The 24009-nt window shown below is 57.5% G+C and carries 26 protein-coding genes; 10 read left to right on the top strand and 16 right to left on the bottom strand.

From position 1 onward, the window contains the following. Positions 1-3: 3 nt before the first annotated feature. From ACJAXR_RS00825 to phnE, 3 genes are read left to right on the top strand one after another with little or no spacing between them, the layout of a single operon-like run. Positions 4-828 carry a phosphonate ABC transporter ATP-binding protein gene (locus ACJAXR_RS00825; protein ID WP_415056358.1) on the top strand — a complete coding sequence of 275 codons (825 nt, stop codon included), beginning with the start codon at positions 4-6 and terminating at the stop codon, positions 826-828. Then, on the top strand, positions 819-1658 hold the full coding sequence (locus ACJAXR_RS00830) for a PhnE/PtxC family ABC transporter permease (RefSeq protein ID WP_415056359.1): 840 nt from the start codon (positions 819-821) through the stop codon (positions 1656-1658). The genes ACJAXR_RS00825 and ACJAXR_RS00830 overlap by 10 nt, the downstream gene beginning before the upstream one ends. Next, positions 1655-2419 carry a phosphonate ABC transporter, permease protein PhnE gene (gene phnE / locus ACJAXR_RS00835; protein ID WP_415056360.1) on the top strand — a complete coding sequence of 255 codons (765 nt, stop codon included), beginning with the start codon at positions 1655-1657 and terminating at the stop codon, positions 2417-2419. The genes ACJAXR_RS00830 and phnE overlap by 4 nt, the downstream gene beginning before the upstream one ends. 15 nt (positions 2420-2434) lie before the next feature. Here phnE and ACJAXR_RS00840 read toward each other — a convergent pair whose 3' ends face one another. Then, positions 2435-2743, bottom strand: a complete 309-nt coding sequence (locus tag ACJAXR_RS00840; protein WP_415056361.1) for a DUF2288 domain-containing protein — start codon at positions 2741-2743, stop codon at positions 2435-2437. A 295-nt stretch (positions 2744-3038) separates the two neighbouring features. Here ACJAXR_RS00840 and ACJAXR_RS00845 point away from each other — a divergent pair, with 295 nt between their 5' ends. The 5 genes from ACJAXR_RS00845 to ACJAXR_RS00865 all read left to right on the top strand — a co-directional run bounded on the left by ACJAXR_RS00845 (position 3039) and on the right by ACJAXR_RS00865 (position 7937). After that, positions 3039-4160, top strand: a complete 1122-nt coding sequence (locus tag ACJAXR_RS00845; protein ID WP_415056945.1) for a branched-chain amino acid ABC transporter substrate-binding protein — start codon at positions 3039-3041, stop codon at positions 4158-4160. Positions 4161-4270: 110 nt separating this feature from the next. Further along, positions 4271-5197, top strand: a complete 927-nt coding sequence (livH, locus tag ACJAXR_RS00850; protein ID WP_415056362.1) for a high-affinity branched-chain amino acid ABC transporter permease LivH — start codon at positions 4271-4273, stop codon at positions 5195-5197. After that, positions 5194-6453 carry a high-affinity branched-chain amino acid ABC transporter permease LivM gene (locus ACJAXR_RS00855; RefSeq protein WP_415056363.1) on the top strand — a complete coding sequence of 420 codons (1260 nt, stop codon included), beginning with the start codon at positions 5194-5196 and terminating at the stop codon, positions 6451-6453. The genes livH and ACJAXR_RS00855 overlap by 4 nt, the downstream gene beginning before the upstream one ends. After that, positions 6450-7223 (top strand): high-affinity branched-chain amino acid ABC transporter ATP-binding protein LivG, encoded by a 774-nt coding sequence (gene livG / locus ACJAXR_RS00860; RefSeq protein ID WP_415056364.1) that lies wholly within the window; start codon positions 6450-6452, stop codon positions 7221-7223. The genes ACJAXR_RS00855 and livG overlap by 4 nt, the downstream gene beginning before the upstream one ends. Positions 7224-7235: 12 nt before the next feature. Then, positions 7236-7937 (top strand): ABC transporter ATP-binding protein, encoded by a 702-nt coding sequence (locus tag ACJAXR_RS00865; protein WP_415056365.1) that lies wholly within the window; start codon positions 7236-7238, stop codon positions 7935-7937. Here ACJAXR_RS00865 and ACJAXR_RS00870 read toward each other — a convergent pair. Beyond that, the gene (locus ACJAXR_RS00870) at positions 7922-8581 is read right to left on the bottom strand and encodes a hypothetical protein (RefSeq protein ID WP_415056366.1); all 660 of its coding nucleotides are present in this window, start codon (positions 8579-8581) and stop codon (positions 7922-7924) included. The two genes, ACJAXR_RS00865 and ACJAXR_RS00870, sit on opposite strands and share 16 nt — an antisense overlap. 149 nt (positions 8582-8730) lie before the next feature. Here ACJAXR_RS00870 and ACJAXR_RS00875 point away from each other — a divergent pair, with 149 nt between their 5' ends. Then, positions 8731-9288, top strand: a complete 558-nt coding sequence (locus ACJAXR_RS00875; protein ID WP_415056367.1) for an OmpA family protein — start codon at positions 8731-8733, stop codon at positions 9286-9288. A gap of 183 nt (positions 9289-9471) precedes the next feature. Here the strand turns inward: ACJAXR_RS00875 and ACJAXR_RS00880 are convergent, their stop codons facing one another. The 14 genes from ACJAXR_RS00880 to ACJAXR_RS00945 all read right to left on the bottom strand — a co-directional run bounded on the left by ACJAXR_RS00880 (position 9472) and on the right by ACJAXR_RS00945 (position 23700). Beyond that, entirely contained in the window at positions 9472-9819 is a 348-nt protein-coding gene (locus tag ACJAXR_RS00880; RefSeq protein ID WP_415056368.1) for a Na+/H+ antiporter subunit G, read from the bottom strand. Positions 9820-9852: 33 nt separating this feature from the next. After that, positions 9853-10122 (bottom strand): K+/H+ antiporter subunit F, encoded by a 270-nt coding sequence (locus tag ACJAXR_RS00885; protein ID WP_415056369.1) that lies wholly within the window; start codon positions 10120-10122, stop codon positions 9853-9855. After that, positions 10107-10610 (bottom strand): Na+/H+ antiporter subunit E, encoded by a 504-nt coding sequence (locus ACJAXR_RS00890; RefSeq protein ID WP_415056946.1) that lies wholly within the window; start codon positions 10608-10610, stop codon positions 10107-10109. Before ACJAXR_RS00890 ends, ACJAXR_RS00885 begins: the two co-directional genes overlap by 16 nt. After that, complete coding sequence (locus ACJAXR_RS00895; RefSeq protein ID WP_415056370.1) at positions 10610-12133, bottom strand: monovalent cation/H+ antiporter subunit D; 1524 nt, start codon at positions 12131-12133, stop codon at positions 10610-10612. Before ACJAXR_RS00895 ends, ACJAXR_RS00890 begins: the two co-directional genes overlap by 1 nt. Beyond that, positions 12133-12459 carry a Na+/H+ antiporter subunit C gene (locus ACJAXR_RS00900; RefSeq protein WP_415056371.1) on the bottom strand — a complete coding sequence of 109 codons (327 nt, stop codon included), beginning with the start codon at positions 12457-12459 and terminating at the stop codon, positions 12133-12135. Before ACJAXR_RS00900 ends, ACJAXR_RS00895 begins: the two co-directional genes overlap by 1 nt. Further along, the gene (locus tag ACJAXR_RS00905; protein ID WP_415056372.1) at positions 12459-15251 is read right to left on the bottom strand and encodes a monovalent cation/H+ antiporter subunit A; all 2793 of its coding nucleotides are present in this window, start codon (positions 15249-15251) and stop codon (positions 12459-12461) included. The genes ACJAXR_RS00900 and ACJAXR_RS00905 overlap by 1 nt, the downstream gene beginning before the upstream one ends. Before the next feature lie 137 nt (positions 15252-15388). Next, positions 15389-15742, bottom strand: a complete 354-nt coding sequence (gene mnhG, locus ACJAXR_RS00910) for a monovalent cation/H(+) antiporter subunit G (RefSeq protein WP_415056373.1) — start codon at positions 15740-15742, stop codon at positions 15389-15391. Next, positions 15735-16130 carry a monovalent cation/H+ antiporter complex subunit F gene (locus ACJAXR_RS00915; protein ID WP_415056374.1) on the bottom strand — a complete coding sequence of 132 codons (396 nt, stop codon included), beginning with the start codon at positions 16128-16130 and terminating at the stop codon, positions 15735-15737. Before ACJAXR_RS00915 ends, mnhG begins: the two co-directional genes overlap by 8 nt. Next, entirely contained in the window at positions 16127-16624 is a 498-nt protein-coding gene (locus ACJAXR_RS00920) for a Na+/H+ antiporter subunit E (RefSeq protein WP_415056375.1), read from the bottom strand. Before ACJAXR_RS00920 ends, ACJAXR_RS00915 begins: the two co-directional genes overlap by 4 nt. Continuing rightward, positions 16624-18114 carry a proton-conducting transporter membrane subunit gene (locus tag ACJAXR_RS00925; protein ID WP_415056376.1) on the bottom strand — a complete coding sequence of 497 codons (1491 nt, stop codon included), beginning with the start codon at positions 18112-18114 and terminating at the stop codon, positions 16624-16626. Before ACJAXR_RS00925 ends, ACJAXR_RS00920 begins: the two co-directional genes overlap by 1 nt. Then, positions 18111-18512, bottom strand: coding sequence for a sodium:proton antiporter (locus ACJAXR_RS00930; protein WP_415056377.1), 402 nt, complete (start codon positions 18510-18512; stop codon positions 18111-18113). Before ACJAXR_RS00930 ends, ACJAXR_RS00925 begins: the two co-directional genes overlap by 4 nt. Then, the gene (gene mbhE / locus ACJAXR_RS00935; protein ID WP_415056378.1) at positions 18512-21235 is read right to left on the bottom strand and encodes a hydrogen gas-evolving membrane-bound hydrogenase subunit E; all 2724 of its coding nucleotides are present in this window, start codon (positions 21233-21235) and stop codon (positions 18512-18514) included. The genes ACJAXR_RS00930 and mbhE overlap by 1 nt, the downstream gene beginning before the upstream one ends. 285 nt (positions 21236-21520) lie before the next feature. Further along, positions 21521-21982, bottom strand: coding sequence for a hypothetical protein (locus tag ACJAXR_RS00940; RefSeq protein WP_415056379.1), 462 nt, complete (start codon positions 21980-21982; stop codon positions 21521-21523). Positions 21983-22512: 530 nt separating this feature from the next. Further along, on the bottom strand, positions 22513-23700 hold the full coding sequence (locus tag ACJAXR_RS00945; RefSeq protein WP_415056380.1) for a 1-acyl-sn-glycerol-3-phosphate acyltransferase: 1188 nt from the start codon (positions 23698-23700) through the stop codon (positions 22513-22515). Positions 23701-23813: 113 nt separating this feature from the next. On the opposite strand from ACJAXR_RS00945, the gene ACJAXR_RS00950 reads away from it, so the two are divergent. After that, entirely contained in the window at positions 23814-24008 is a 195-nt protein-coding gene (locus ACJAXR_RS00950; RefSeq protein WP_415056381.1) for a CPXCG motif-containing cysteine-rich protein, read from the top strand. Position 24009 lies beyond the last annotated feature (1 nt).

Consider the following 24009-nt stretch of genomic DNA (forward strand, 5'->3'; position numbering starts at 1 on the left):
GTCATGGGTGTCGCACTCCAGGGGGTGGGCCTGATTCATCCCGGCGGTTTGGCCGCACTAGAGGGTCTGGACCTGCGTATCGAAGCGGGTGAGCGGGTGGCCATCATTGGCTCATCCGGCGCTGGCAAGACCACGCTGCTGCGTCTGCTCGCTACGGGGCTGATGCCCACCAGCGGGCAATTGACCCTGCTCGGCGAAGCCCCCACAGAGCTACGCGCCGGGGCCCTGAAACACCTGCGCAGCCGCATCGGTCTAATTCACCAGAGCCCGCCTTTGCCTCCGCGCCAGCGGGTGGTAACCGCGGTGCAGGCCGGGCGACTGGGCCAATGGTCGTTGCCCAGGGCTCTGCTCTCCCTATGCTATCCACTGGATATTGACGGCGTCGAGCAGGCACTGGCGCCGCTGGATCTGGCCGAAAAGCTGTTCAACCGATGCGATCAGCTATCGGGTGGCCAATTGCAACGCGTCGGCATCGCCAGGGTACTCTACCAGCGCGCCGAACTGGTGCTCGCCGACGAGCCTGTTGCAGCAATGGATCCGATACTGGCAGACCATACCCTGGCCCTGCTCAATCATCTGGCCGCCCAACGGCAGGTAACCCTAGTGGCCAGCCTACATGCGGTTGATCTGGCCTTGAAGCATTTTCCGCGGGTCATCGGTTTGCGTAAGGGCCGGCTGCATTTCGACTGCCCCGCCGCGCAGGTCACCCAATCGCTCCTGGATTCGCTCTACGCCAACGATGGGCTGGATTCGCGGCCATCGGATGCCATGGGGTCTGCGATCGACGTTGAGGCTACCACTCCCTGGGCAGCCCAACAATGTCTCTAAACGCAGCGTCCTACGCAGCACGCCGAGATCCCGCCACCCTGCCCCGCCTGTTCATGACTATTGCCGCCCTGGTGATTCTCTGGCCCGGCCTGGTGCTGACCGAGTTCAATCCGGCATTGCTGATTGATCCTGACAACGCGGCTATTTTTGGGCGTTTTCTCGCGGGCTTCTGGCCGCCGGAGCTCTCTAGTGACTTTTTAGCGTTGCTCGCTACTGCGACACTGGAAACACTGGCCATGGCGACCGCCGGACTGACCCTGGCATTACTGCTAGCCGTGCCCTTGAGTCTGCTGGCGACCCGCGCGCTGTCGATTTCGGCCCTGCTGGGTAAGCATGCGGCACGGTGGTCCGGGGTAGCGCGCTACCCGATACGGCTGGTTCTGGTCTTGCTGCGCAGCATTCCGGAAATAGTCTGGGCATTATTATTCGTCCGTGCGGTCGGCCTGGGCCCCACCGCCGGGGTTCTGGCCATCGCCATCACTTACAGCGGCATGCTGGGCAAGGTCTACGCCGAAATCTATGAATCGGTAGATCAGGCTCCCGCCCGAGCACTACTGCAAAGTGGCAGTTCGCGCTTGGGCGCGTTCTTTTACGGCATCCTGCCCGGCGCGGCGCAGGAGTTGACCTCTTATACGCTCTACCGCTGGGAATGCGCGATTCGAGCGTCGGTGATCATGGGCTTTGTCGGTGCCGGTGGGCTGGGCCAGATGATCGACCTGTCGATTCGCATGTTTGCCGGCGGCGAAGTCGTGACTATCCTGATCAGCTTTCTGTTGCTGGTGCTGCTGGCCGACCAACTGAGTGCTCTACTGCGCCGGAGGCTGGCATGAGCAGACGCTGGCAGACACTGCTTTTGCTCGGCGCTCTGGCGGCAACGGTCATCGCCTCGTTTCTGTATCTGGACCTGGATCTGGGCGCGCTGACCCGGGGGGATGGCCCTGCCCAGATGACTGCCTATGCGCAGTCATTTTTCCCACCCGACAGCTCCGCGCCATGGCTGCGCAAGATCGGCTGGGGCGCGCTCGAAACCCTGGCGATCTCGGCTATAGGTACCTTACTGGCGATCGGCGCTGGTGCCATTTTGAGCCTGCTGGCCGCGGGCCGGATGGGCGCTGCAGGCCGCAGCCTGTCCAGGCTGCTGCTCAACGCGCTGCGCTCGGTGCCAGAACTGGTCTGGGCGGCCTTGATGGTACTGGCGGCGGGCCTTGGACCGTTTGCCGGCACGCTGGCTATCGCCCTGCACACCACCGGTGTTCTGGGCAGGCTGTTTGCCGAAGCGCTGGAGAACAGTCCGCGGCAGCCTGCACGGGCATTGCAGGACAGCGGCGCGGGCGCTACAGCCGCTTTTTTTTACGGCACACTGCCCAATGTCCTACCGCAATGGCTGGCATACAGTTTGTACCGCTGGGAAAACAATATCCGCATGGCTGCCGTACTCGGCTTTGTCGGCGCCGGCGGTCTAGGGCAAATGCTCTACGTCACCCTGAGCCTGTTCCAGCAATCCCAGGCCATGACGGTAATACTGGCGATGTTGCTGCTGGTGCTGGCAGTGGATGCTCTGAGCGGATGGCTGAGAACGCGATTGGTCTGACGTCCCTGACACGCCTCAATGGGTACTTGCGCGGTCCTGCACCAGCACCCATGGACGTACCACTACCGCCCATAAGGTATCGGGATCCCGTGTACTCCAATCCGCCGCTTCGGCGTCCGAAGCCAGGCCCAACTGCTTGCTTTCCATCCATTGGCGGACCTGCTCCGTATCGTCCCGGGTAAAGGCCTCCGCCACGGTCAACAGGTCCAGTCCCTGACTGACCGAGAGTAGGTTTCCGGCCGCAAAGTGCCGCTCCAACGCGCTCCATTCGATTCGCGAAGTCGCACCAAGAATGGCAGCGTAGGTTTCACTGGGACCTGTCATGGGGCTACATCCTCTGCAATATTGAATCTGCGCATAGTAACCATCAGTCACCGACTTGCAACAATTGGTCGGCAAGTGCGTTAAAAAAAGCCTATTCTGATCAGGTCTTGTCGACTTTCAGACATAATGTTGCAGCAAGAGGACATTAACTCACAAATTGCTAACAGCTGATTCCCTGCGCACACGCACATTGCTAAGCTGCGCCATTACCGTTCCGGGAGGGGACAGATCGCGGGACATTAGATACCGCCAACTCTTCGATCTATCGAATATCAAGCGAGAAAATAAAATGAAAATGGTACAGAAGAAAGCTGTCTCCCTGTTTATAGCCGCTGCCGCCGTTGCCGGCGCGAGCAACTTTGCAGTCGCTGCAGATACGATCAAGATCGCTCTCGCCGGCCCGGTCACTGGCCCCGTTGCACAGTACGGTGACATGCAGTTCATTGGCGCCAAAATGGCCATTGAGCAGATTAACAAAGCTGGCGGCGTGAATGGCAGCCAACTCGAAGGCGTGGTGTTCGATGACGCCTGTGATCCCAAGCAGGCCGTGGCCGTTGCCAACCGTATCGTCAACGAAGAAATCCAGTTCGTCGTCGGCCACCTGTGCTCCAGCTCTACTCAGCCCGCGTCCGACATCTATGAAGATGAAGGCATCCTGATGGTCACCGCGGCGTCTACCAGCCCGGAAATTACCGAGCGCGGCTATGAGCTGGTGTTCCGCACCATCGGTCTGGACAGCCTGCAGGGTCCGACCGCCGGCAAATACATCGTCGAGCAAGTCAAGCCGAACAAAGTCGCCGTCATCCATGACAAGCAGCAGTATGGTGAAGGCATTGCCACCGCCGTGCGCGACGTACTGGTTGAAGGCGGCGTTGCTGTGCCGGTATTTGAAGGTATCACCGCTGGCGACAAGGATTTCTCTGCATTGATCGCCAAGCTGCGCCAGGAAGAAGTTGACTTTATCTACTACGGCGGCTACCACCCAGAACTGGGCCTGATACTCCGTCAATCGGCCGAACAAGGGCTGGATGTGGGCTTCATGGGTCCTGAGGGTGTGGGCAACCCGGATATTTCAGCCATTGCCGGCGAAGCCTCCGAAGGCCTGCTGGTTACCCTGCCGAAAGCCTTTGACGAAGATCCCCGCAACGCCGAACTGGTCGCTGCATTCAAGGCCAAGAATGAGGATTCCTCCGGACCCTTCGTCTTCCCAGCCTACGCAGCAGTGCAAATCATCGCCGACGGTATCAAGTTGGCCGGCAGCACCGACACCTTCGAAGTCGCCAAGGCGCTGCGCAGCAATGTATTCGATACGCCTACCGGCAACTTGAGCTTCGATGAAAAAGGCGATCTGCAGGACTTCAACTTTGTTGTCTACAAATGGCACGCTGATGCGACCAAGACCGCTCTGACCGAGTAACACCCATGTTCGGGCTCCGGGGCAGACAAAACCTTCCCGGGGCCTGTTTTTTTTGATGCCCGTCTGCTCTGACCCGCATTGATCATCCTGTTATCCCAGGTGCCGTGACCATGCCCGAGTCACTCTATTATTTCCTACAACAGATACTCAACGGCCTCACCGTCGGCAGTACCTACGCACTGATTGCGATCGGCTATACCATGGTGTATGGCATCATTGGCATGATCAACTTCGCCCATGGCGAGGTGTATATGATCGGTAGCTACATCGCTTTTATTACCATTGCCACACTCGCTTTGTTCGGCATCGAATATCTCCCATTGCTGATCATCGGCGCCTTTGTGGTCAGCATGATTGTCACCAGTGCCTATGGCTATAGCATCGAGCGTGTCGCCTACCGTCCGTTGCGTGGCGGCAACCGCCTGATCCCGCTGATCTCGGCGATCGGTATGTCTATCTTTCTGCAGAATTTGGTGCGCCTGGCGCAGGGCTCTCGGGACATCGCAATGCCGAGTATGATTACCGGCGGCATTACCATTGGGCCAGACGATGGCTTCGCCGCTAGCCTGTCCTATATGCAAATGATCATCTTTGCAGTCACGCTGATCACCATGTTCGGACTGACCTTCTTTATCACCAAGTCGCGCATGGGGCGTGCCTGCCGCGCCTGCGCCGAAGACCTGAAGATGACCAATCTGCTGGGCATCAATACCAATGGCATAATTGCTCTGACCTTCATCATCGGTGCGGCGCTGGCTGCGGTTGCCGGCGTACTCCTGGGTATGTATTACGGCGTGATCAACCCCTACATCGGCTTCATGGCCGGACTAAAGGCGTTTACCGCTGCCGTACTCGGCGGTATTGGCAGTATTCCGGGGGCTGTGCTCGGCGGCCTACTGCTGGGTATCACTGAAGCCATAACGGCCGGCTATTTCAGCAGTGAGTACAAGGATGTGGTGGCCTTCAGTCTGCTTATTCTAATTCTGCTCTTTCGCCCCAGCGGTATTCTTGGCCGTCCGGAGGTAGAAAAGGTATGAGGTCACTCAATTTCAAGGCGGCGATCATATCCGCCGTGGTGGTGGTAGTCCTGACCGCGCTGCTGATGGGCGTGCGCCTGGAACAGAGCGGCGCCGGACTGACCGTCACCGGCGCTGGTGAAGATGTTATCTGGAAGATCGTCGCCGCAGCGGCCTTTCTGTTCTTCTTCAATCTGTTTCGCGAGCAGATCAACGCGCTCTGGCGTGCAATACCCAACGTACCCAAAACCTCACCCAAGTTGTCTGACCTGCGCGACAAGCCGGCGGTACAACGGCTGTTATGGTGCTTTTTGATCGCTGCCGCCGTGGTCTGGCCGTTCATGGCCAACCGCGGCGGCATCGACCTGGCGACGCTGGTGCTGATCTACATCATGCTCGGCCTGGGCCTGAATATCGTGGTTGGTCTGGCCGGTCTGCTGGATCTCGGCTATGTCGGTTTTTACGCCGTAGGTGCATACACCTACGCCCTGTTGGCCATGTACTTTGGGTTGGGATTCTGGACCGGATTGGTCGTGGCTGGCGCCATGGCAGCGCTATTCGGCTTTTTGCTGGGATTTCCGGTGTTACGCCTGCGGGGGGATTACCTGGCTATCGTCACGCTGGGTTTTGGCGAGATCATTCGCATCCTGCTGAACAATATGACCTGGCTGACCAATGGCCCGAACGGTATCGGCAGCATACCCAAGCCAACCCTCTTCGGCCTGGAGTTCAGCCGACGCGCCAGCGAAGGCATGCAGACCTTTCACGAGTTCTTCGGGATTGCCTATGATTCCAGCCACCGGGTGATATTCCTCTATTTGCTGGCCCTGATACTGGTGCTGATTACGCTTTACGTGATCAATCGCCTGTTGCGAATGCCAATTGGCCGGGCGTGGGAAGCCCTGCGCGAAGACGAGATCGCCTGCCGTTCGCTGGGCATCAATCCCACTGCCATTAAACTCAACGCCTTCACCATTGGCGCGACCTTTGCCGGATTTGCCGGCTGTTTCTTTGCCGCACGCCAGGGCTTTATCAGCCCCGAGTCGTTCACCTTCATCGAGTCGGCGATCATTCTGGCCATCGTGGTCTTGGGCGGCATGGGTTCCCAGCTCGGCGTTATTCTGGCCGCGATCACCATGACCATCCTGCCGGAACTGGCCCGTGAATTTAACGAGTACCGCATGCTGCTGTTCGGTTTGATGATGGTCTTGATGATGATTTGGCGACCCCAGGGCCTGCTACCAATGAAACGCCCGCACATGGAGCTCAAAACATGAATGCACTGACTCCACTGCTCGATGTATCCGGTTTGACTATGCGTTTTGGCGGTCTGCTGGCAGTCGACGGCGTTGCCCTGCAGGTTTACGAGAAGCAGATCGTGTCGATGATTGGCCCTAACGGCGCGGGCAAGACCACTGTATTCAACTGCCTGACCGGCTTTTACAAACCCAGTGGCGGCAAGATCGTGTTTCATGGGGAAGAAATTCAGGGGTTGCCAGGCTTCAAGGTCGCACGCAAGGGCATGATCCGTACGTTCCAGCATGTGCGCCTGTTCAAGGAAATGACCGTTGTCGAGAACCTGATGGTCGCGCAGCATCAGAACATGAATACCAGCATGCTCGCCGGTCTGTTCAAGACGCCGAGCTACCAACGCAGCGAGAAGGAAGCACTGGACCGTGCCGCTTTTTGGCTCGAGCGAGTCAGTCTGCATGAATTTGCCAACCGCACAGCCAGCACCCTGGCTTACGGTCAGCAACGTCGGCTGGAGATCGCCCGCTGCATGGTGACCCAGCCCAGCCTGCTGATGCTCGATGAGCCAGCCGCCGGACTCAATCCGCGGGAAACCGAGGACCTCAAATCACTGATCGCTGAACTGCGCGATGATCATGGGCTGACCGTACTGCTGATTGAGCACGATATGAAACTGGTGATGGATATCTCCGATCACATCGTGGTGATCAACCAGGGCTGTCCGCTGGCTGAAGGCACACCCGATCAGGTGCGCCAGAATCCAGACGTGATCAAAGCTTATCTTGGCGAAACCTGAGGGTTAATCTGCATGCTGTACATGAAGAATGTATCGACCCACTACGACAAGATTCAGGCCCTGCATGACGTCAGTCTGGAAGTGCAACGTGGTGAGATCGTGACCCTGATCGGCGCCAACGGCGCCGGCAAAACTACGTTACTGATGACCCTGTGCGGTGACCCGAGAGCGACAACCGGCAGCATCCGCTACAACGGCGAAGAGCTGACTGGACTAACTACCGCCGAGATCATGCGCAAGGACATCGCCATTGTCCCAGAAGGGCGACGAGTTTTTTCACGTCTGACGGTGGAAGAAAATCTAAGTATGGGTGGATTTTTTACTCACAAGGATGAATTTCAGGAACAGATGGATACTACTCTGACGCTGTTTCCGCGTCTGAAGGAACGTTTCCAGCAACGTGCCGGCACCATGTCCGGTGGCGAGCAGCAGATGCTTGCTATCGGCCGTGCCCTAATGAGCAAACCCAAGCTCTTGCTGCTTGACGAGCCCTCTCTGGGCCTGGCACCGATCATCATCCAGCAGATTTTCGGGATTATCGAGCAACTGCGTACCCAGGGTGTGACCATCTTTCTGGTCGAGCAGAATGCCAACCAGGCATTGAAACTGGCAGATCGCGGCTACGTGATGGAGCACGGGCATATTGTTACCCAGGATACCGGCGAAGCATTGCTCCGCGATCCGCAGGTGCGCAGTGCCTACCTAGGCGGCTGATGGTCACCCAGCATACCGCGGTAGGCGCAGCCAATAAGGCTCTTGCCGGCATAGAGTAGACGTGCGGTACGTTCATGGTAATCGCCGCTGCGCGGGGCAAAACAGGGCTGTGGATAAATCCACAACTCTACCGATTCGCCCTCTCGGGTACGAAAGCTGCGAACGCTATCGGGTAACTGCTCGGCAATAAAAGCGCTCTGAGTGCCTGTATCAGGCCCCATCTGCACCTGCATACCCAATGGCTCTATCAACACCTGCCAGACAGGCTGCTCACCCAGCGCAAGCCACTGGCTTGACTGCCTGTACAGGTCTGAACAGCCGCGTCCGGTGGAGCCCATACGGATGACCGTTTCCGGCTGAATGCTGTCATCAGCCAGCAGTGTTGCATTCAGGTCAACAAACACCGTTGTCTGGCCGGGCGGCGCAACCTGGCCAAACAACGCCCTGAGTGCCGCGTCCGTTCGCATCTCATAGATCGGCCCAGCACAGGCTTCTAGCCGCGCACCCTCGGCGGTGAGTTGCATCAGACCCTGAATACGCGATGACTCCGGAGCACCCGACAGCGGCAGCCAGGCGCAGCCCGACAGAACGGCAAACGCCAGTATGGTGATGAGTCTTGTCGCCGCACGACAGAGAACAGGCATGATGAAGTCTCGGGAATTGTTAATGTGAAGAAATACTTACAGGTAATTGATCACAAAAAGATCAACTGGTGCTAGCCTATCAGGAGTAACAGAACTACCCTAGCAGCGCTAGCCACCCATTACATCTCAGGCATGATCCCCAGGGCACTATGAAAAAACTAACGATGCTTTCCGCCGTCACATTATCACTGGCCTTGGCCGCCTGCTCCAGCACCCCCGAGGCGCCCGTCGTCGTTGCTCCGCCGTCCTGGGCCGAGCCTCGAATCGCCGGCATCACCGCCGTTGCGCAAGCACAGGGCTATGAAGTGAAGCGAGAAGGCGAAAGAATCCGGTTGATCATTCCGGTTGATGGCACCTTTCACCCGCAGCGTACCTTATTGCTACCCGCCGGTCTGGGGCCGCTCAGCAAGATGGCAAACGCGCTCAAGGGCGATCTGGACAGCCAGTATGCCGTCATCGGGCACAGCAGCAGTGATGGTGACCAGGAACTCAACCGTCGGCTCAGCATGGAGCGTGCCCAGGCTGTTGCGAGCATCTTGATGCTGGGCGGCGTCAGCAGCAAACAGATGAGTCTGCATACCATGGGCGAAGACAAACCCATGGCAGACAATTCCACTTCAGTAGGTCGCGATCTGAATCGCAGAGTCGAAATATTGTTGACCCCATCCCCAGCGCGCATTGCTCTGGCGAACCAGACTGTCCGTTAACACCCACGGGCAACCTGAAGTACAAAAAGCCCCCGACGGCAATATCCGGCGGGGGCTTTTTATTGCCCGCGGGGCAGTGACCTCTTAGCCGAAGATCCTTACATACAGCACCGTGACATGCATCACATTAATATGCTCAATCCCTTACGCAGTGCTGCGCAGAAAGCTGCTCATACTGAACAGCTATTCCCAGGGTTTACCCCGTGTTCTGTCGAGCTTATCCAGCCGACCATGCATGGCAGCCTTGGCCAGCATGTAAGCACTGACTGGAGCGGTCATGAACAAAAAGAGGGTAATCAGTAATTCATGCAGGCTGATCCCCTCGTCTCGCGCAGTGAAGTAAATCAGCGACCCTATCACCAAGGCGCCCACACCCAAGGTGGTGGCCTTGGTTGGGCCGTGCAGACGCATGAAGAAGTCTGGCAGTTTCCACAAGCCAATTGAGCCGATCAAAGCGAAGAGGCTACCAATGACAATCAGCCCGGCGACGATCCATTCGACCAGAGTGGCACTCTGTATGGCCTCTAGCATGTCCGCTCCCTATGCAGCGCTATATTCAGAATTTCACTCAATTATGTCACCCCGCAGCAGATGCTGGGCAATCGCAACCGTTCCAACGAAACCCATGACCGCTATCAACAAAGCCACCTCGAAAAACAGGTCCGAGTCCAAGTACAGCCCGAGTAACATGATGATCGCGATCGCATTGATGTAAAGGGTATCCAGCGCCAGTATTCGATCCGGCAAGCTCGGACCCTTGAGCAGGCGCATAACATTCAGAATGACCGCTGCCGACATAATACCCAGGCAAAGCAGAATTACATTATGGAGCATTGAAATACCTCCATCAGAGGGCGTTCATAGCGCTGTTTGATAGTCTCGATCAGCACTTGCTCATCGTCCACGTCCAGCGCGTGAATCAGCAGGATCCGTCGATCAATACTGATGTCCGAGGACACCGTCCCCGGCGTCAACGAAATGGTACTGGCCAACATGCTGATCGCGAAGTCATGGGTCAACTCAAGCGGATACTCGATAAAGGCGGGTCGCAGATTACGATTAGGGCCCAGCACCAGTCTGGCCACATCCATGTTAGCAATGCCTATATCGACCAATACCCGCAGGGCAAAACGCAACAATACCAACGGCCGATGCAGAACCGGCGGATCCGGCCAGAATACCTTGGTCAGCTGCGGAATACCCCAGGCAAGGAACAGTCCAAGCAGCCAGGTCCCGGCGGAAAAGCTGTTCATGATCAGTAGCCAAATCAATAACAACACTAGGCTCAACCAGGGGTGAGGCAAAACGGATCTGCGCGACATCATGGCCGACCTCCGTTGACTACCGGTACCGTCGACATGACCTGCTCGATGTAGTCTGCCGGGGTAAGCAGTTGCGCCGCTGCGGCATTCAGATAGTCCAGTACCGGGCTGGCAAAGATCACCATGAGCGGGCTACCCGCCAGCAGCACCATTGCCGCCAACAGGCGCGCCCAGTCCAGCGGCTCCACCACTGCAGGGACCGCATCATAGCGCCAGAACAGGGTGGTGCCGGCGCGGCTCATGGCCACCAGCACAACAAGACTGCTACCCATCAGCGCCGGGTAAAGCAATGCCGCCTGGGTGCCAGTACCCGCAGACACCAGCAACATGACTTTGCCGAGAAAGCCCGACAGCGGTGGCATACCGATGACCGCGATTGCGGCGATAAAGAACAGGCCGCTGAGCAGCGTGCCATGCTCCATTTGTGGCCCGGCAATCAGCCGAGATCCGAAACGCGGCCCCCGGAGCCGGCTGATGATACCTGCAATCAGAAACAGTGCCGCACTGATCCATGTGGTATGAATCAGGTAGTACAGACTCGCGGCAATGGCCTCTTGGGTTCCGATGGCAAAGCCCGCCAGCAGCGTGCCCACCGATACCACGATCAGATAGGACACCAGTCCGCCCAGGCTGGCCGCGGCCAGCGTACCAATAGTGCCAAGCGCAATAGTGATCAGGGCAACGGGCCAAAGCCAGTCACTTGCAAGATGAGCAAGCACACCGGCTTCTGCGCCGAAAATCAACGTATATACCCGCAGAATCGAGTAGAGACCGACCTTGGTCATGATGGCAAACAGTGCCGCCACAGGTGCCGTTGCCGAGGAATAGGCCTTGGGCAACCAGAAGTACAAAGGGAAGATCGCTGACTTGAGCCCGAACACAATCAAAAGCAACATTCCAGCAGCACCGGCCAGCGGCGCATCCGCAGGTGACAGCGCCGCTACTCTGAGCGCCATATCGGCCATATTCAGTGTGCCGGTAATACCATACAAGGTACCAACAGCAATCAGAAAGAGTGCAGAGCCAAATAGATTGAGTACGACATAGTGCAGTCCGGCGCGCACGCGGGCGGAGCCGGCGCCATGCAGGAGTAACGCATAGGACGCGATCAGCAGGATCTCGAAGAACACGAACAAATTGAACAGATCGCCGGTCAAAAAGGCACCGGTAATGCCCATCAATTGGAACTGGAATATCGCGTGGAAATTGCGACCCATTCCATCGTCACCGCGGCAGGCATAGAGGATCACGCAAGCAGCCAGCACCGCAGTGACGCCTAGCATCAGGGCGGCCAGCCGATCCACTACCAGCACGATTCCGAATGGCGGTGCCCAGTTACCCAGAGCATATACCGTCGTAGCGCTGTCCGCCTGACTGATCAACATCAATGCCAGCGGCAATTGCGCCAGGGTAGCTAGCAATGACAGGCCACGCTTGAGCGACATGCTGCTGCGCGCCATGAGCAGTAACAGAGCACCGGCGAACATCGGCAACAGAATCGGCAATATTGGCAAGTGGTTCATCAACGGTCTCCCTTGCCGTCGACATGGTCACTCTCGAGCTCACCCTGGGCCCGCAGGGCCAGAACCAGCACATAAGCCGTCATGGCGAATCCGATAACAATCGCAGTCAATACCAATGCCTGAGGCAAGGGATCAGCGTATTCCTGAGAGCTGCCGATGATCGCGGGCAACCCGGTAGCCAGCCGTCCCATCGCAAACAGAAACAGATTCACAGCATAACTGAGCAGTGTCAGCCCCACGACGACCGGGAAGGTGCGGGCACGTAACAGGAGATAGACAGCGCAGCTGGTCAGTACTCCCAGCACCAGGGCATAAAGCAATTCCATCAGCTCATCTCCTCAAGGGTGCGTCCACTGTTCAATTTGCCGGCGTTGGTCAATATCATCAGCGTTGCGCCAACCACGGTGAGATAGACCCCCAGATCAAATAGCAGTGCGGTAGCGAGTTCCACCTTGCCCACCAGCGGAATGGCAAAGTACTCATAGGTGCTGGTCAGGAAGGGATAGCCGAATGTCAGGCTACCCAGACCGGTCAGACCGGCGATGATGACGCCGATCCCCGCCAGGTGGTGATAGTCGACGCGCCAACGCGCGCGCGTCCACTGCACACCGCTGGCGACATATTGCAGAATAATAGCAACCGAGGTTATCAGGCCGGCAATGAAGCCACCGCCCGGCAGATTGTGGCCGCGCAAAAAGATATACACCGAGACCATCAGCGCCAGCGGCAAAATAACCTGAGACAGATTTACCAGCATCAACGGATGGGAGTCGATTGCCCATGGTCGACCCTGGGCATCGGTCTCGGGCATCTGCAGACGCAAACCATCGATAAGGGCATAGATCGCAATGCCGGCAATGGCCAGCACGGTCACCTCGCCCATTGTGTCAAATCCACGGAAATCGACCAGAATCACATTGACCACGTTGGTGCCGCCGCCGCCCGATACGCTGTTGGCCAGAAAGAAGCTGGCAATCGTCTCATACGGTCGGGTCAGGACAGCAATCGCCAACCCGGCAACCAGCAGTCCGGCGAGCAGTGCGAGACCGATGTCGCGACACCGGCGCAGGCCTGATGATTCCGCTGGTGTGCGCCGCGGCAAAAAAAACAGCGCGAGCATCAGCAGGACAATGGTCACTACCTCTACTGATAACTGTGTCAGCGCCAGATCCGGTGCCGAGAAGCGTGCAAACGTCAGTGCGACAAACAGGCCGACCACACTGAGCATGATCAACGCAATCAGACGGTGCCGATGCCAATAGACCGTCGCCAGGGATGAAGCAATCAGTGCCAGCGCACCGACCAGAGTAACTCCGTCGACTGCACTCAAAGCCATTTCGCCGCGCAACTGAGGCAAGCGCAGCAGCCAAAAACCACTGGTCACCAGAGCAGCGGTCAACATCCAGGCCAAGTAGCGCTGCAGTGAAGCGTTTTCCAGCAACAGAGTGAACTGCCCCGCGCCGCGAACCAATCCCTGAACCGCTTTCTCGAACACCCGGTTCCCATCAAACTCGGGCAGCCCATCGTACCAGTCGAAAAGACGACGGCGCCGGGCATAGACTACTACTCCACCAACCAGCGCAACGACGCTCATGATCAAAGGCAGGTTCAGGCCATGCCAGATCGCCAGACTGTAATAGGGCAACTCGCCGCCCACTGTTGCGCTCGCAGCCACTGCCAGCAGGCCAGCAATCGTAAACGCAGGCGCCAGACCGACCAACAGGCAGAGCGCCACTAGTACCTCGACCGGCACCTTCATGTAGCGAGGCGGTTCATGGGGCGGATACTTGGGTAGATTGAAAGGCTTACCATTAAAGAAAACGTCATGGATGAAGCGCAGCGAGTACGCAACTGAAAACAGCCCCGCGAGGGTAGCGACCAGCGGAATAATCCAACTTACATCGCCGAATTGAGTCAGATGCAGGGTCTCGGTAAAAAACATTTCCTTGCTCAAAAATCCATTGAGCAGAGGCACACCCGCCATGGCTGAGGCCGCCACCATCGCCAGGGTCGCGGTGTGCGGCATGAAGCGCCATAAGCCGTTGATACGGCGCATATCCCGTGTGCCGGTTTCATGATCAATGATACCGGCAGCCATAAACAACGAGGCCTTGAAGGTGGCGTGGTTGATGATATGGAATACACCCGCAACCGCTGCCAGTTTGCTGTCCAGGCCGAACAGCAGAGTAATCAAACCCAGATGACTGATCGTCGAATACGCCAGCAGTTCTTTCAGATCGTGCTTGAACAGCGCGGTAACCGCGCCGAGCAGCATAGTAATCATGCCGGTAATACTGACCATAAAGAACCACAGATCGGTATCCGACAAGGCCGGATACAGGCGGGCTAGCAGGAAGACCCCCGCCTTCACCATGGTGGCCGAGTGCAGATAGGCTGACACCGGGGTCGGCGCGGCCATCGCGTGGGGCAGCCAGAAGTGGAATGGGAACTGCGCCGACTTAGTAAATACACCCAGCAATACCAGCACAAGAATCACCGGATACAAACTGTGCGCACGAATCAGATCCCCTGCCGCCAGCACCGCTGACAACTCATAGCTACCGACTACATGCCCGAGCAACAACACGCCCGCAAGCAGCGCCAAGCCTCCACCGCCAGTGACTGCCAGCGCCATGCGAGCACCCTTGCGAGCATCGGTGGAGTGCGACCAATAGCCAATCAGAAGGAAGGATGACAGGCTAGTAAGCTCCCAGAAAAACATCATCAGCAGCAGGTTTTCCGACAGCACTACCCCAAGCATGGCTGACATGAAGAGCAGCAAATAGGCAAAGAATCGACCCATCGGATCATTTTTGGAGAGGTAGTAACGGGCGTACAAAATGACCAGAAGGCCAATACCCTGAATCAACAGCGCGAAGAGAAAACCGAGACCATCAAGTCGGAAGCTCAGGTTGAGGCCCATCTGACTGAGCCAGGGCCAACTCTGGACCAATACCTTGCCGGCAAAGACATCTCCGGATAGCCGCCACAGTAGAAAAAGACCAATCGCAGGGGCCAGCATGGTTGCCGACGCGCACAAAGAGCGGCCATAGCGCACCGTCAGCAAGGGCAGCAGGCAGCCCAGCAGGGGCATCAGTACAATCAGTGCCAGGGTCATGCAGGACTTACTCCATCATTGGCCTTTCAGGCTTCTGTCATCTTGTAGTGCGGACCTTTGGTCCGAGCAGGACACCCATTATCCACACACAGCCTCGCACTGTCATGAATTCGGTTTATCTATCAAAGGAGAACGCCCTATTTCTGGGAATCCATGGCCCGCTTGTCGGAGCCTTCCATGGCATCGCCCAAAGGCCCGACCACAGGTTTCACGCCGGCCATGTATCCCGCACGGGAAATCGCATGGGCTGCCATCGGCGCAGTAACCAGCAATACGGCAATCGACAGCAGGATGCCAGGCCATGCTGCTCCTGCGGTAGCGAACAGTACGCCGACCATTATCAGGATCGCGCCCAAAGCCCCTGCTTTGCTGGCAGAGTGCATGCGTGTGTAGGCGTCAGGCAGGCGCCAGACGCCGAGCGCGCCAAGCAGAGTAAAAAGCGCTCCTGATAATACAAATACCGAGCCCGCTATCGCGACAATGTCAGTCATGTTTCACTTCCAGGCTCTGTTCATCTATCGTCGAACCCTCCCGCGGCAAAGAGTCCTTTAGCACCCGATCCCGCGAACCGTGGGACAATTGTCCATGGGGGTTGTCGCTACTGTGCGTTCCCTTGAACAGGAGTGCAAAGGCAACGCTGCCAAGAAAACTGACGATCGCCAGTACAATGGCGACATCCAGCAGCACGGCCTGCTCGCGCATCATCGCCAGTACTGCGACCCCGGCCACACCGATCATGGTCAGGGCATCCACCGCCACTGCGCGGTCTGGCCTGCTCGGCCCCAGCAACAGACGTCCCATTATTACGCAGATACTGATCATCAGTATGCCGCCAGTCAGCGGCAGAACCCAGGACGCACCCGCCAGTGCAACATTCATTCTCCACCTCCCAACGGTTGGACCCAACGCATCAGGCGCCGCTCGATATCGCCTATAGCCTTGACGACCGACTCGACCGAGCGCGTATCCAGTACATGCACATACATGTCTCCGGTGCGTGAGCGGAAGTCCAGTGCCAGCGTACCCGGAGTCAGCGTCAGCAGGCAGCCGAGCAGCGTAATCAAACGTTTATCGCGGGTGTGGAGCGGAACCCGAACCACCGCCGATTCAATCTGATAGCGCGGACTCAGAACAATTTTTGCGACACCAAACGAGGCGCTAAAAACCTGCCAGGTAAACCAGGGTACAAATATCAGCCCGGCTTCGATACGCAACGCGTACAGGCGGCTGGCGCGATGGAACAGCCCAAAGAGCCTGAACAACGGGTACAGCGCAGCGAATGCAGCCAGCCAATACAGGGGGCTAAGAACCGCCAGCGCAGTGGCCAGTAGCGTGGCCAGTAGCGTGGCCAGCAGCACATGCAAGTACACCATCATTGGCTCCTTCCGTTCAGCAGTTGCAGATAAGCCGGCGCCTCAATCAACTGCTCAGAGGCTGCCATGGCATACTCCATCACCGGCCCCGCTCCCAGACCGATCGCCACAGTAATCACCGCCAGAACGCTGACCGAGATCCAAGCGCCGCGAGGACCATTGCCCGCTGCCCCGAGCAGTTCCGGTTGCGGATGCGCCTTGAGAAAACTCTCATTCCATATCTTGCTCATCGACAGCAAGGTGAACACGCCGGTAAACAGAATGAAAAACGCAGCAATCCATACCCCGGCATCCAGACTCGCCTTGACCAGGACGAACTTGGCCCAGAAGCCTGATAACGGGGGTATACCTGCCAGTGACAGCGCCGGAATGGCAAACAGAATTGCCAGCAGCGGCGCACGCGCATAGAGCCCGCCCATTGCGGCCAGCCGCTCGGACCCAGTGAGTCGCGCGGCAATACCGCCGACGAAGAACAGGTTGGCCTTGACCACAATATGGTGGATCAAATAGAACACCGCACCGGCCAGTGCCAAGGGCGTCGCCAACGCCAGACCCAGCACCATGTAACCGACCTGACTAACAATATGGAAAGACAATATACGCCGCACCTCAGTCTGCGCAGCGGCGCCCAACACCCCGATAATCATGGTCGCGCAAGCCACCCACAGCAGGACGGAATGGACTACACCAGGCTCCGGCCAGAGCAGCGTGACCAGACGAATCAGGGCATATACCCCGACTTTCGTCAGTAGGCCGGCAAAGAGTGCAGAAACTGGCGTCCAGGCTATGTGATAACTGGCCGGCAGCCACCCAAACAGCGGGAACAAGGCTGCCTTGATGGAAAAGGAAAGCAGCATCAGAATAACGCCCAGCCAGGCGCCATCACTGGCCTCTTCGGCGCGAAAAAGCAGGGCCAGCTCGCCCATGTTCAGGGTACCGGTAGCCCCGTAGACTAAGCCCGCAGCGAGCAGGAACAGCAGCGTGGCCAGCATATTCAGCACAAGATAGGTCATGGCACCCGATAGCCTCCGCTCTCCTCCACCTAGAGCAATCAGCGCGAAAGAGCCAATCAGTAGCACTTCAAACCAGACATACAAATTGAATATATCTGCGGTGATGAATGCCCCACAAATACCGGCAAGCAGGCCGTGCACAAACAGATGTGTGTCGCGCAGAAAATCTGCTGGTATCGGCTGGCGCAAACAGTAAACCAGAGTAGCAAAGCCGATAATCCCGGTAATGGCAACCATCACCGCTGACAACCGGTCAATTACCAAGCTGATGCCATAAGGGGCAGCCCAGCCGCCCATCTGAGCGGTCAACACCGTGCCCTGAGCAGCCAGCATTACCAGATAGAGACCGGTGAGCAGCAGGAGCACAGCACCCACCAGGCTGAGGGCTGTAACCCAGGCGTGATGGCGCTTGACCAGCAGAGCCAGAAGCAGCGTGGTGAGTGGAACAAGAATCGGCAGGACGATAAGCGTGTTCATGCCTTACCCTGACCGGTCGGCCGTTGCACCGGCTCTTCAGCGTCGTCCGGGGCGGGTTGCTCGGTTACCTGGCTGACGCGGTCAGTGTCCTTGTCGCCGTGCAGCTCATGGGTCCGTTTGAGTACCGCAAGAGCAAACACGAACAGGGCAAAGCCAATGACAATGGCGGTCAAGACCAATGCTTGAGGCAAGGGATTGGCTGCGTCCAGACCCGTCTGGCCGGCGAAAGTGAAGGCCGCTTCAGTGCCCGAGAACCGACCTGCGGTCAGCACCCCTAGGTTGATGGCATTACCCAGCACGGCGATACCCAGTACCACCCGCATCAAGTGACGGTCCAGCATCATCCACACACCCAGTGCGGCCATGATGCCAGCAGTAATAGCACCCAACCATTCCATCAGGCAGTCCTCCCGACCAGATTACGCACCATATGCATCACCGACCCGAACACAGTCAAAAAGACCCCCACATCAAATAATAAGGGCGTACCCAACTTCACCCCGAACGGCTCAATCCAGAAGCCGGTCATAAATGGCACCTGTGATACCAGTCCAAATAGCCCGGCGCCCACTGCGCAAGCCAGGCCCAACCCGATAATGGTCGGCGGCGCGATGCGCGCCAGGCCGCGCTGAATCCCCCGCCCAAACGTCAACACCATCAGGGTGAATCCGGTCGCTGCCACCAGGCCGCCAATAAAGCCGCCCCCGGGTAAATTGTGACCGCGCCAGAGAATCGCTAGGGACACGACCAGCAAAATAGTGGCTAGCGGCCGCATGCCCTGGCGCAGCATCATTGAACCGAACTCGGGCAAACCCCGCGGCTTCTCGTCCAGCAGTTGCCCGGCCCCTAACAGCGTCGAGGCGGCCAGCGCAGCAATCGCCACAACCAGAATTTCGCCCAGGGTATCGACCGCACGAAAATCCACCAGAATCACGTTGACCACGTTACTGCCGTAACCGCCCGGCAGACTGTTGGCCAGAAACCAGTCAGCCAGATCACCGGGCAGTGGTTGGCTGACCGCCGTCATGATCAACAGGCTGACAGCCAGACCAAAGAGCATGGCCACGCCGGCGTGCCAGACATTCACGCCAATACCTGCGCCACCCGTGGCAGGCACCATTGGCATACGCCGCAGCACCATGGCCAGAAAAACCACGGTCAAGGTCTCTACCATTAACTGCGTCAAGGCCACGTCCGGTGCATTGATCGAGACAAAAAACAACGCCAGGCCCAGGCCGCTGGCCCCCAGTGAAGCCACTAATGCCAGGCGCCCCGCCATGAAAGCGGCTCCGGCTGCGCCGCCTAACGCCAGCAGGCAGCCAATAACGCCCGATAACGTCACCTCGGATAATCCGTGACCCACAAAGGGCTGGGCGTTCATCAACAACAGACCGCCCAGTACACTGAGACTTACAACTAACGTCATCAGCGCCATGTGCAAGCGTAACGAGCCATGCTGGAACAACCCAGCCACTGCACTCGCGAACTGAAACAGGCGTTTGAGCAACTTATCCCACAGCAGATCCCCACTGAACACCCAGACACTGTCCAGACGATTGGCCAGGCTACGTACCGCGCTAACGTTGAAGTAGAACAGGGTGCCCAGCCCCAGGGTCAGGACGCTCGCCAGAACCGCAGGGGTAATACCACCCCACAGATACAGACTCACATCCACCTCACCACTAGCCACCGCTTGCACGGCCGTATTGACCAACCAGGTTTCCGGCCACTGATTCCATGCACCCAGACCGAAACCACCGAGCGCCAATAAAAGAGGACCTGCCCACATAAAGGGGCTGACTTCGTGCGCCTGCCTATCCCAGGTGCCGCGAGCGCCAAAGAATGTTTTAAAGAAAATCATCCCGGCGGCGGCCACCAGCAGGGCATTGGTCAGGATCATGACCAGCGTCACCGTCCAGCCAATGGTGCCCATTTCGATCAGACCTGCGTACTTGAATTCCTTGGCGATAAAACCGAAAAACGGCGGCAATCCCGCATTGGAGAAAGCCGCCAGTCCCACGGCAATGCCGGTGAGCGGCATGAGCGAGAACAGCCCGCCAAGCCGACGGATGTCTCGAGTACCGGTCGAATGATCAATTGCACCCACGGCCATGAACAACGCGCCCTTGTAAAACGAGTGCGCCACCAGGTAAAGCACGAAAGCCTGCAGACCATAGCTGGTATTGGTGCCTATGAGCATGGTCAGTTGGCCAAGAACGGTCACCGTGGTGTAGGCCAGCATGCGTTTGAGATCATATTGGCGAATGGCCAGAACAGCCCCCAGCAACGCGGTAAGCGCTCCCAGTGTAATCAGCACCGTACTCCAGCCGACCCCTCCTCCCAAGGTCGGATTAAGACGGGCTAGCAGATAAATACCGGCCTTGACCATGGTCGCCGAATGCAGATACGCCGATACCGGCGTGGGCGCATTCATCGCATTGGGCAACCAGAGGTGAAAAGGGAACTGCGCGGACTTGGTAAAGCAGCCAATCAACACCAACACCATGATGGCCGGAAATAACGCATGCGCCTGCACCAGCTCTGCCTGCAACTGAGAAAACTGCCAGGTATCCGCCGCAATGCCCAACAGCACCAGTCCGGCCAGCAGCGCCAAGCCACCCCCGCCGGTGATCAATAGCGCTTGCAGAGCTGCCCGGCGTGACTCAGGCTTTTCATGATTGAAACTGATCAGCAGATAACTCGCGACGCTGGTCAGCTCCCAGAACACGAACATCGCAATTAAATTGTCAGCCAGCACCAGTCCAAGCATGGCCATCATGAAAATCAGTAGATACGCATAAAATCGGCCAAGCTGAGGATGGCCGTGCAAGTAGACACCGGAATACACAACGATAAGGGCGCCAATGCCGGTGATCAGCAACGCAAAGACCAGAGCCAGTCCGTCCAGGCGCAACCCTAACGCGACATCCAGCATAGGCACCCAGGCAACACTTTCAAACAGCACGCCGCCGCCGGCGATCTCGGTTATCTGCAAGCTAAACCAGACAAAGCATGCCGCGGGCACAATGGCCAGCAACAGGCCTGTGTGGCGCTTTGAAAAGCGCCACACAAACGGGGCGAAAAGCCCGATAAAGGTCAGAGCTAACAGACTGAACAACATATCCTAATGATCCCTTCAGGCCAGCAATGGACATTCTAAAAAGCATTTTGCCGCGTCATCTGAGCTAAAATCTACACAGTTAGTGCGCACAGGAATACGTCGTCAGACCGGCATGTCCTGAGCGCATTGACCTGCTGAATGAAATGGATAAATAAGAAGGGTTGATGGCACGACCCGTAGCATTTTGAATTAAAATGATCTGGCAGCCTGGCATTCGAAGAGGTGTTGGCTGCGGCAGATGGGCAACCAAGATCACCTGCCACAACCATCACTGCCTATTACGCGCTATTTAACGACTCTCGAACGACCGTTAATCGACTGAACCCGAACCCGATCACCCGTATTAAACGTCACGTCAGGAGATGCCTCCTGCACATAGGCACGCATGCTGCCATCGTCTTCGCGGACAGTGATTTCAACGCCTTGGGTGCGAGTAATACCTTCCTCTGCTGCAGCACCAGCCATGCCCCCGGCCAATGCACCAACTACGGCGGCAATAGCGCTACCGCGGCCGCCGCCGACGCCACTGCCGGCAACACCACCAATGACTGCACCGGCGGCCGGACCGATAATTGTTTTGGTGCCTTCGAGCTTGACCGGTCGCACAGACTCCACCACGCCAGTGCGGACGATCTGCGGTGTTCTTGCCTCCTCACGGCTGTAGGTCTCACCCGTCAGTGACGAAGCACAACCAGCCAGTGCGAGCACACTACCAAGTATAAAAGCCAATCCAAACTGTCTAGTCATTGGGTACTCCGAAAAAGATTGAAGGTGGTCGTTGGGCGCCGCAAGATCCCTAATATTGCGGCGCGGCCAAAGTTGGTAGCCGGGGCAAACACAGCGCGTAATCGATTTGGCACGTCCAAATATCGAAATAAGCAGCTCGGCGCGGTATACTCATGGCGGTTTTTATCAGGCCACTCGCTTTGCGGCGACTCGGTAAGTATCAGCGTTTCGATGTAGCCAAGCCAGCACAATAACAACTCCGGGTAGGTTGCCGAACATCATGTCCGGAGGTTTTTCGTATGTCCCTGTTTCAGACAGTCTGGCTGTATTGTCTCAACCAACCAGCGCTGGTAGTAAATGGCTTGGCCCTATTTTATGCCCTGTCCGGCAGCTGGTTAGTTTTTGCCGCCCAATGGCAATCAGGGCAAGGAAGGTCACAGATAACGGCAGGAGGAATGGGCAGCCTCGATACGCAAGACGCAGTGCCAGGCTGCCACGTCTATCGTATGTTTAGCCGTATCGGCCTGGGCTGCCTCGCTTTGGCTGTGCTGTTAAGCCTGCTCAGCACCCTCGTATGAGAGCGCCGCACTGGCCGCCACACTGACAACCGGATTTGCGTATTGCAGCAGCCAGCTGTCACGTTCAGCCGCAGGGCAATCACCCAGACGCTGATCGAAACGCGCCTGCTCTGCTACAAGCTGTCCGGGCTCGAATCTGGAGCGCCAGTTCTCAATAATGGCGCTGCCAGCTAGACAGGCTTGCGCGTGGCTGAGTTGCTCGACGGCTAGGTAGTTACTCGGCTGGAGCCTGTAGTTCAGAAGTATCTGGCGGTCTGCTTCCCGCGCAACGGCCTTGGCATCAGGAAAATCCCCCGTCAAGGGCTCTCCGAAAGCAACGTGTACGTGCCCCTTGTACCCTGTCAAGCCTTTGGCAATCGAACGGTCGTCCTCCCCGGGCTCTTTCACATAAGTACCGGTACGGGCGCGCTGCTCCAGCTCTCTGGCCTTCCTGTGATCGCAGGGGTCCCATTCGTAGGCTATAGATACCGGCACGATATTCAGGCTGCGGATGATGTCCGCAAAACCCTCACCCTTGCGACTCATGCATAACATTTTGACGATTGCCGTATCGGTCTCATCCTTGCCATCTTTTGCGCGTCCCTCGGCCTGAGCTATCCAGATCGAGTGTCCAGTGGTGATCGAATGACTGATATATGCCGACAAGGTTTGATAGACCTGGAGCTTTTCCCGGCGCACGGTCACTGAGCGATGAACAATAAAACTCTTGTTCAAGCGCATCAAATCACTGACAAAGGGGCGTTGCAGCAAATTGTCGCCAATAGCGATACGCGGGGTGGGATAGCCAGCGTGATAGAGGGCATAGTTGACGAAGGCCGGGTCCATCACGATATCCCGGTGGTTGGCCAGAAACAGGTAGGACTTATCCGTGGACAGACGATCAAGCCCGCTGTAGGTGACATCGGCGACGCTGCGCTCGATCAGACGATCCAGATAGGGTTCGACACGCTGCTGAAATCCCTCCACGCTATTGATCTGTCGCGCTTCGCGACGCAATCCTGCGCTCACCAAACGTTTAACCAGCCCCGGCATCCAGCGATTCAACCGCGCGAAGTGATAACCGGCTAGGATGCTTAGCAGCTCCTGATCCTGTATCAGGCGGCGAAGCACCGCCGGTACCTCGGCATCGTTGTAAGGTCTTATCGCGTCGAACTCAACCATGTAATCCTCATTTAAGCTAGGTACAGCCGAGTATTATGCGGCCCGACGGCCGGTTTCGCCAGAATGACGATAGGGCTACACTGCAATGAGAATTCTCAGCCGGAGTAAACCCCATGCAGGCGATCGAAGAAGCCGCCGTTCAGTGTCCTCACTGTGACGAACCCATCAGCCTCCTGCTAGACCTGACCGGCGGCTCGCAAACCTATGTGGAGGATTGCCAGGTCTGCTGCCAACCCATCCTCGTCAGTCTATGGATTGATGAAGCCAACGACGACTACCAGGTCGACCTGCGCCGGGAGCAGGACTGAA

This window comes from Halopseudomonas sp., assembly GCF_047631575.1.
Classification (GTDB): Bacteria; Pseudomonadota; Gammaproteobacteria; order Pseudomonadales; family Pseudomonadaceae; genus Halopseudomonas.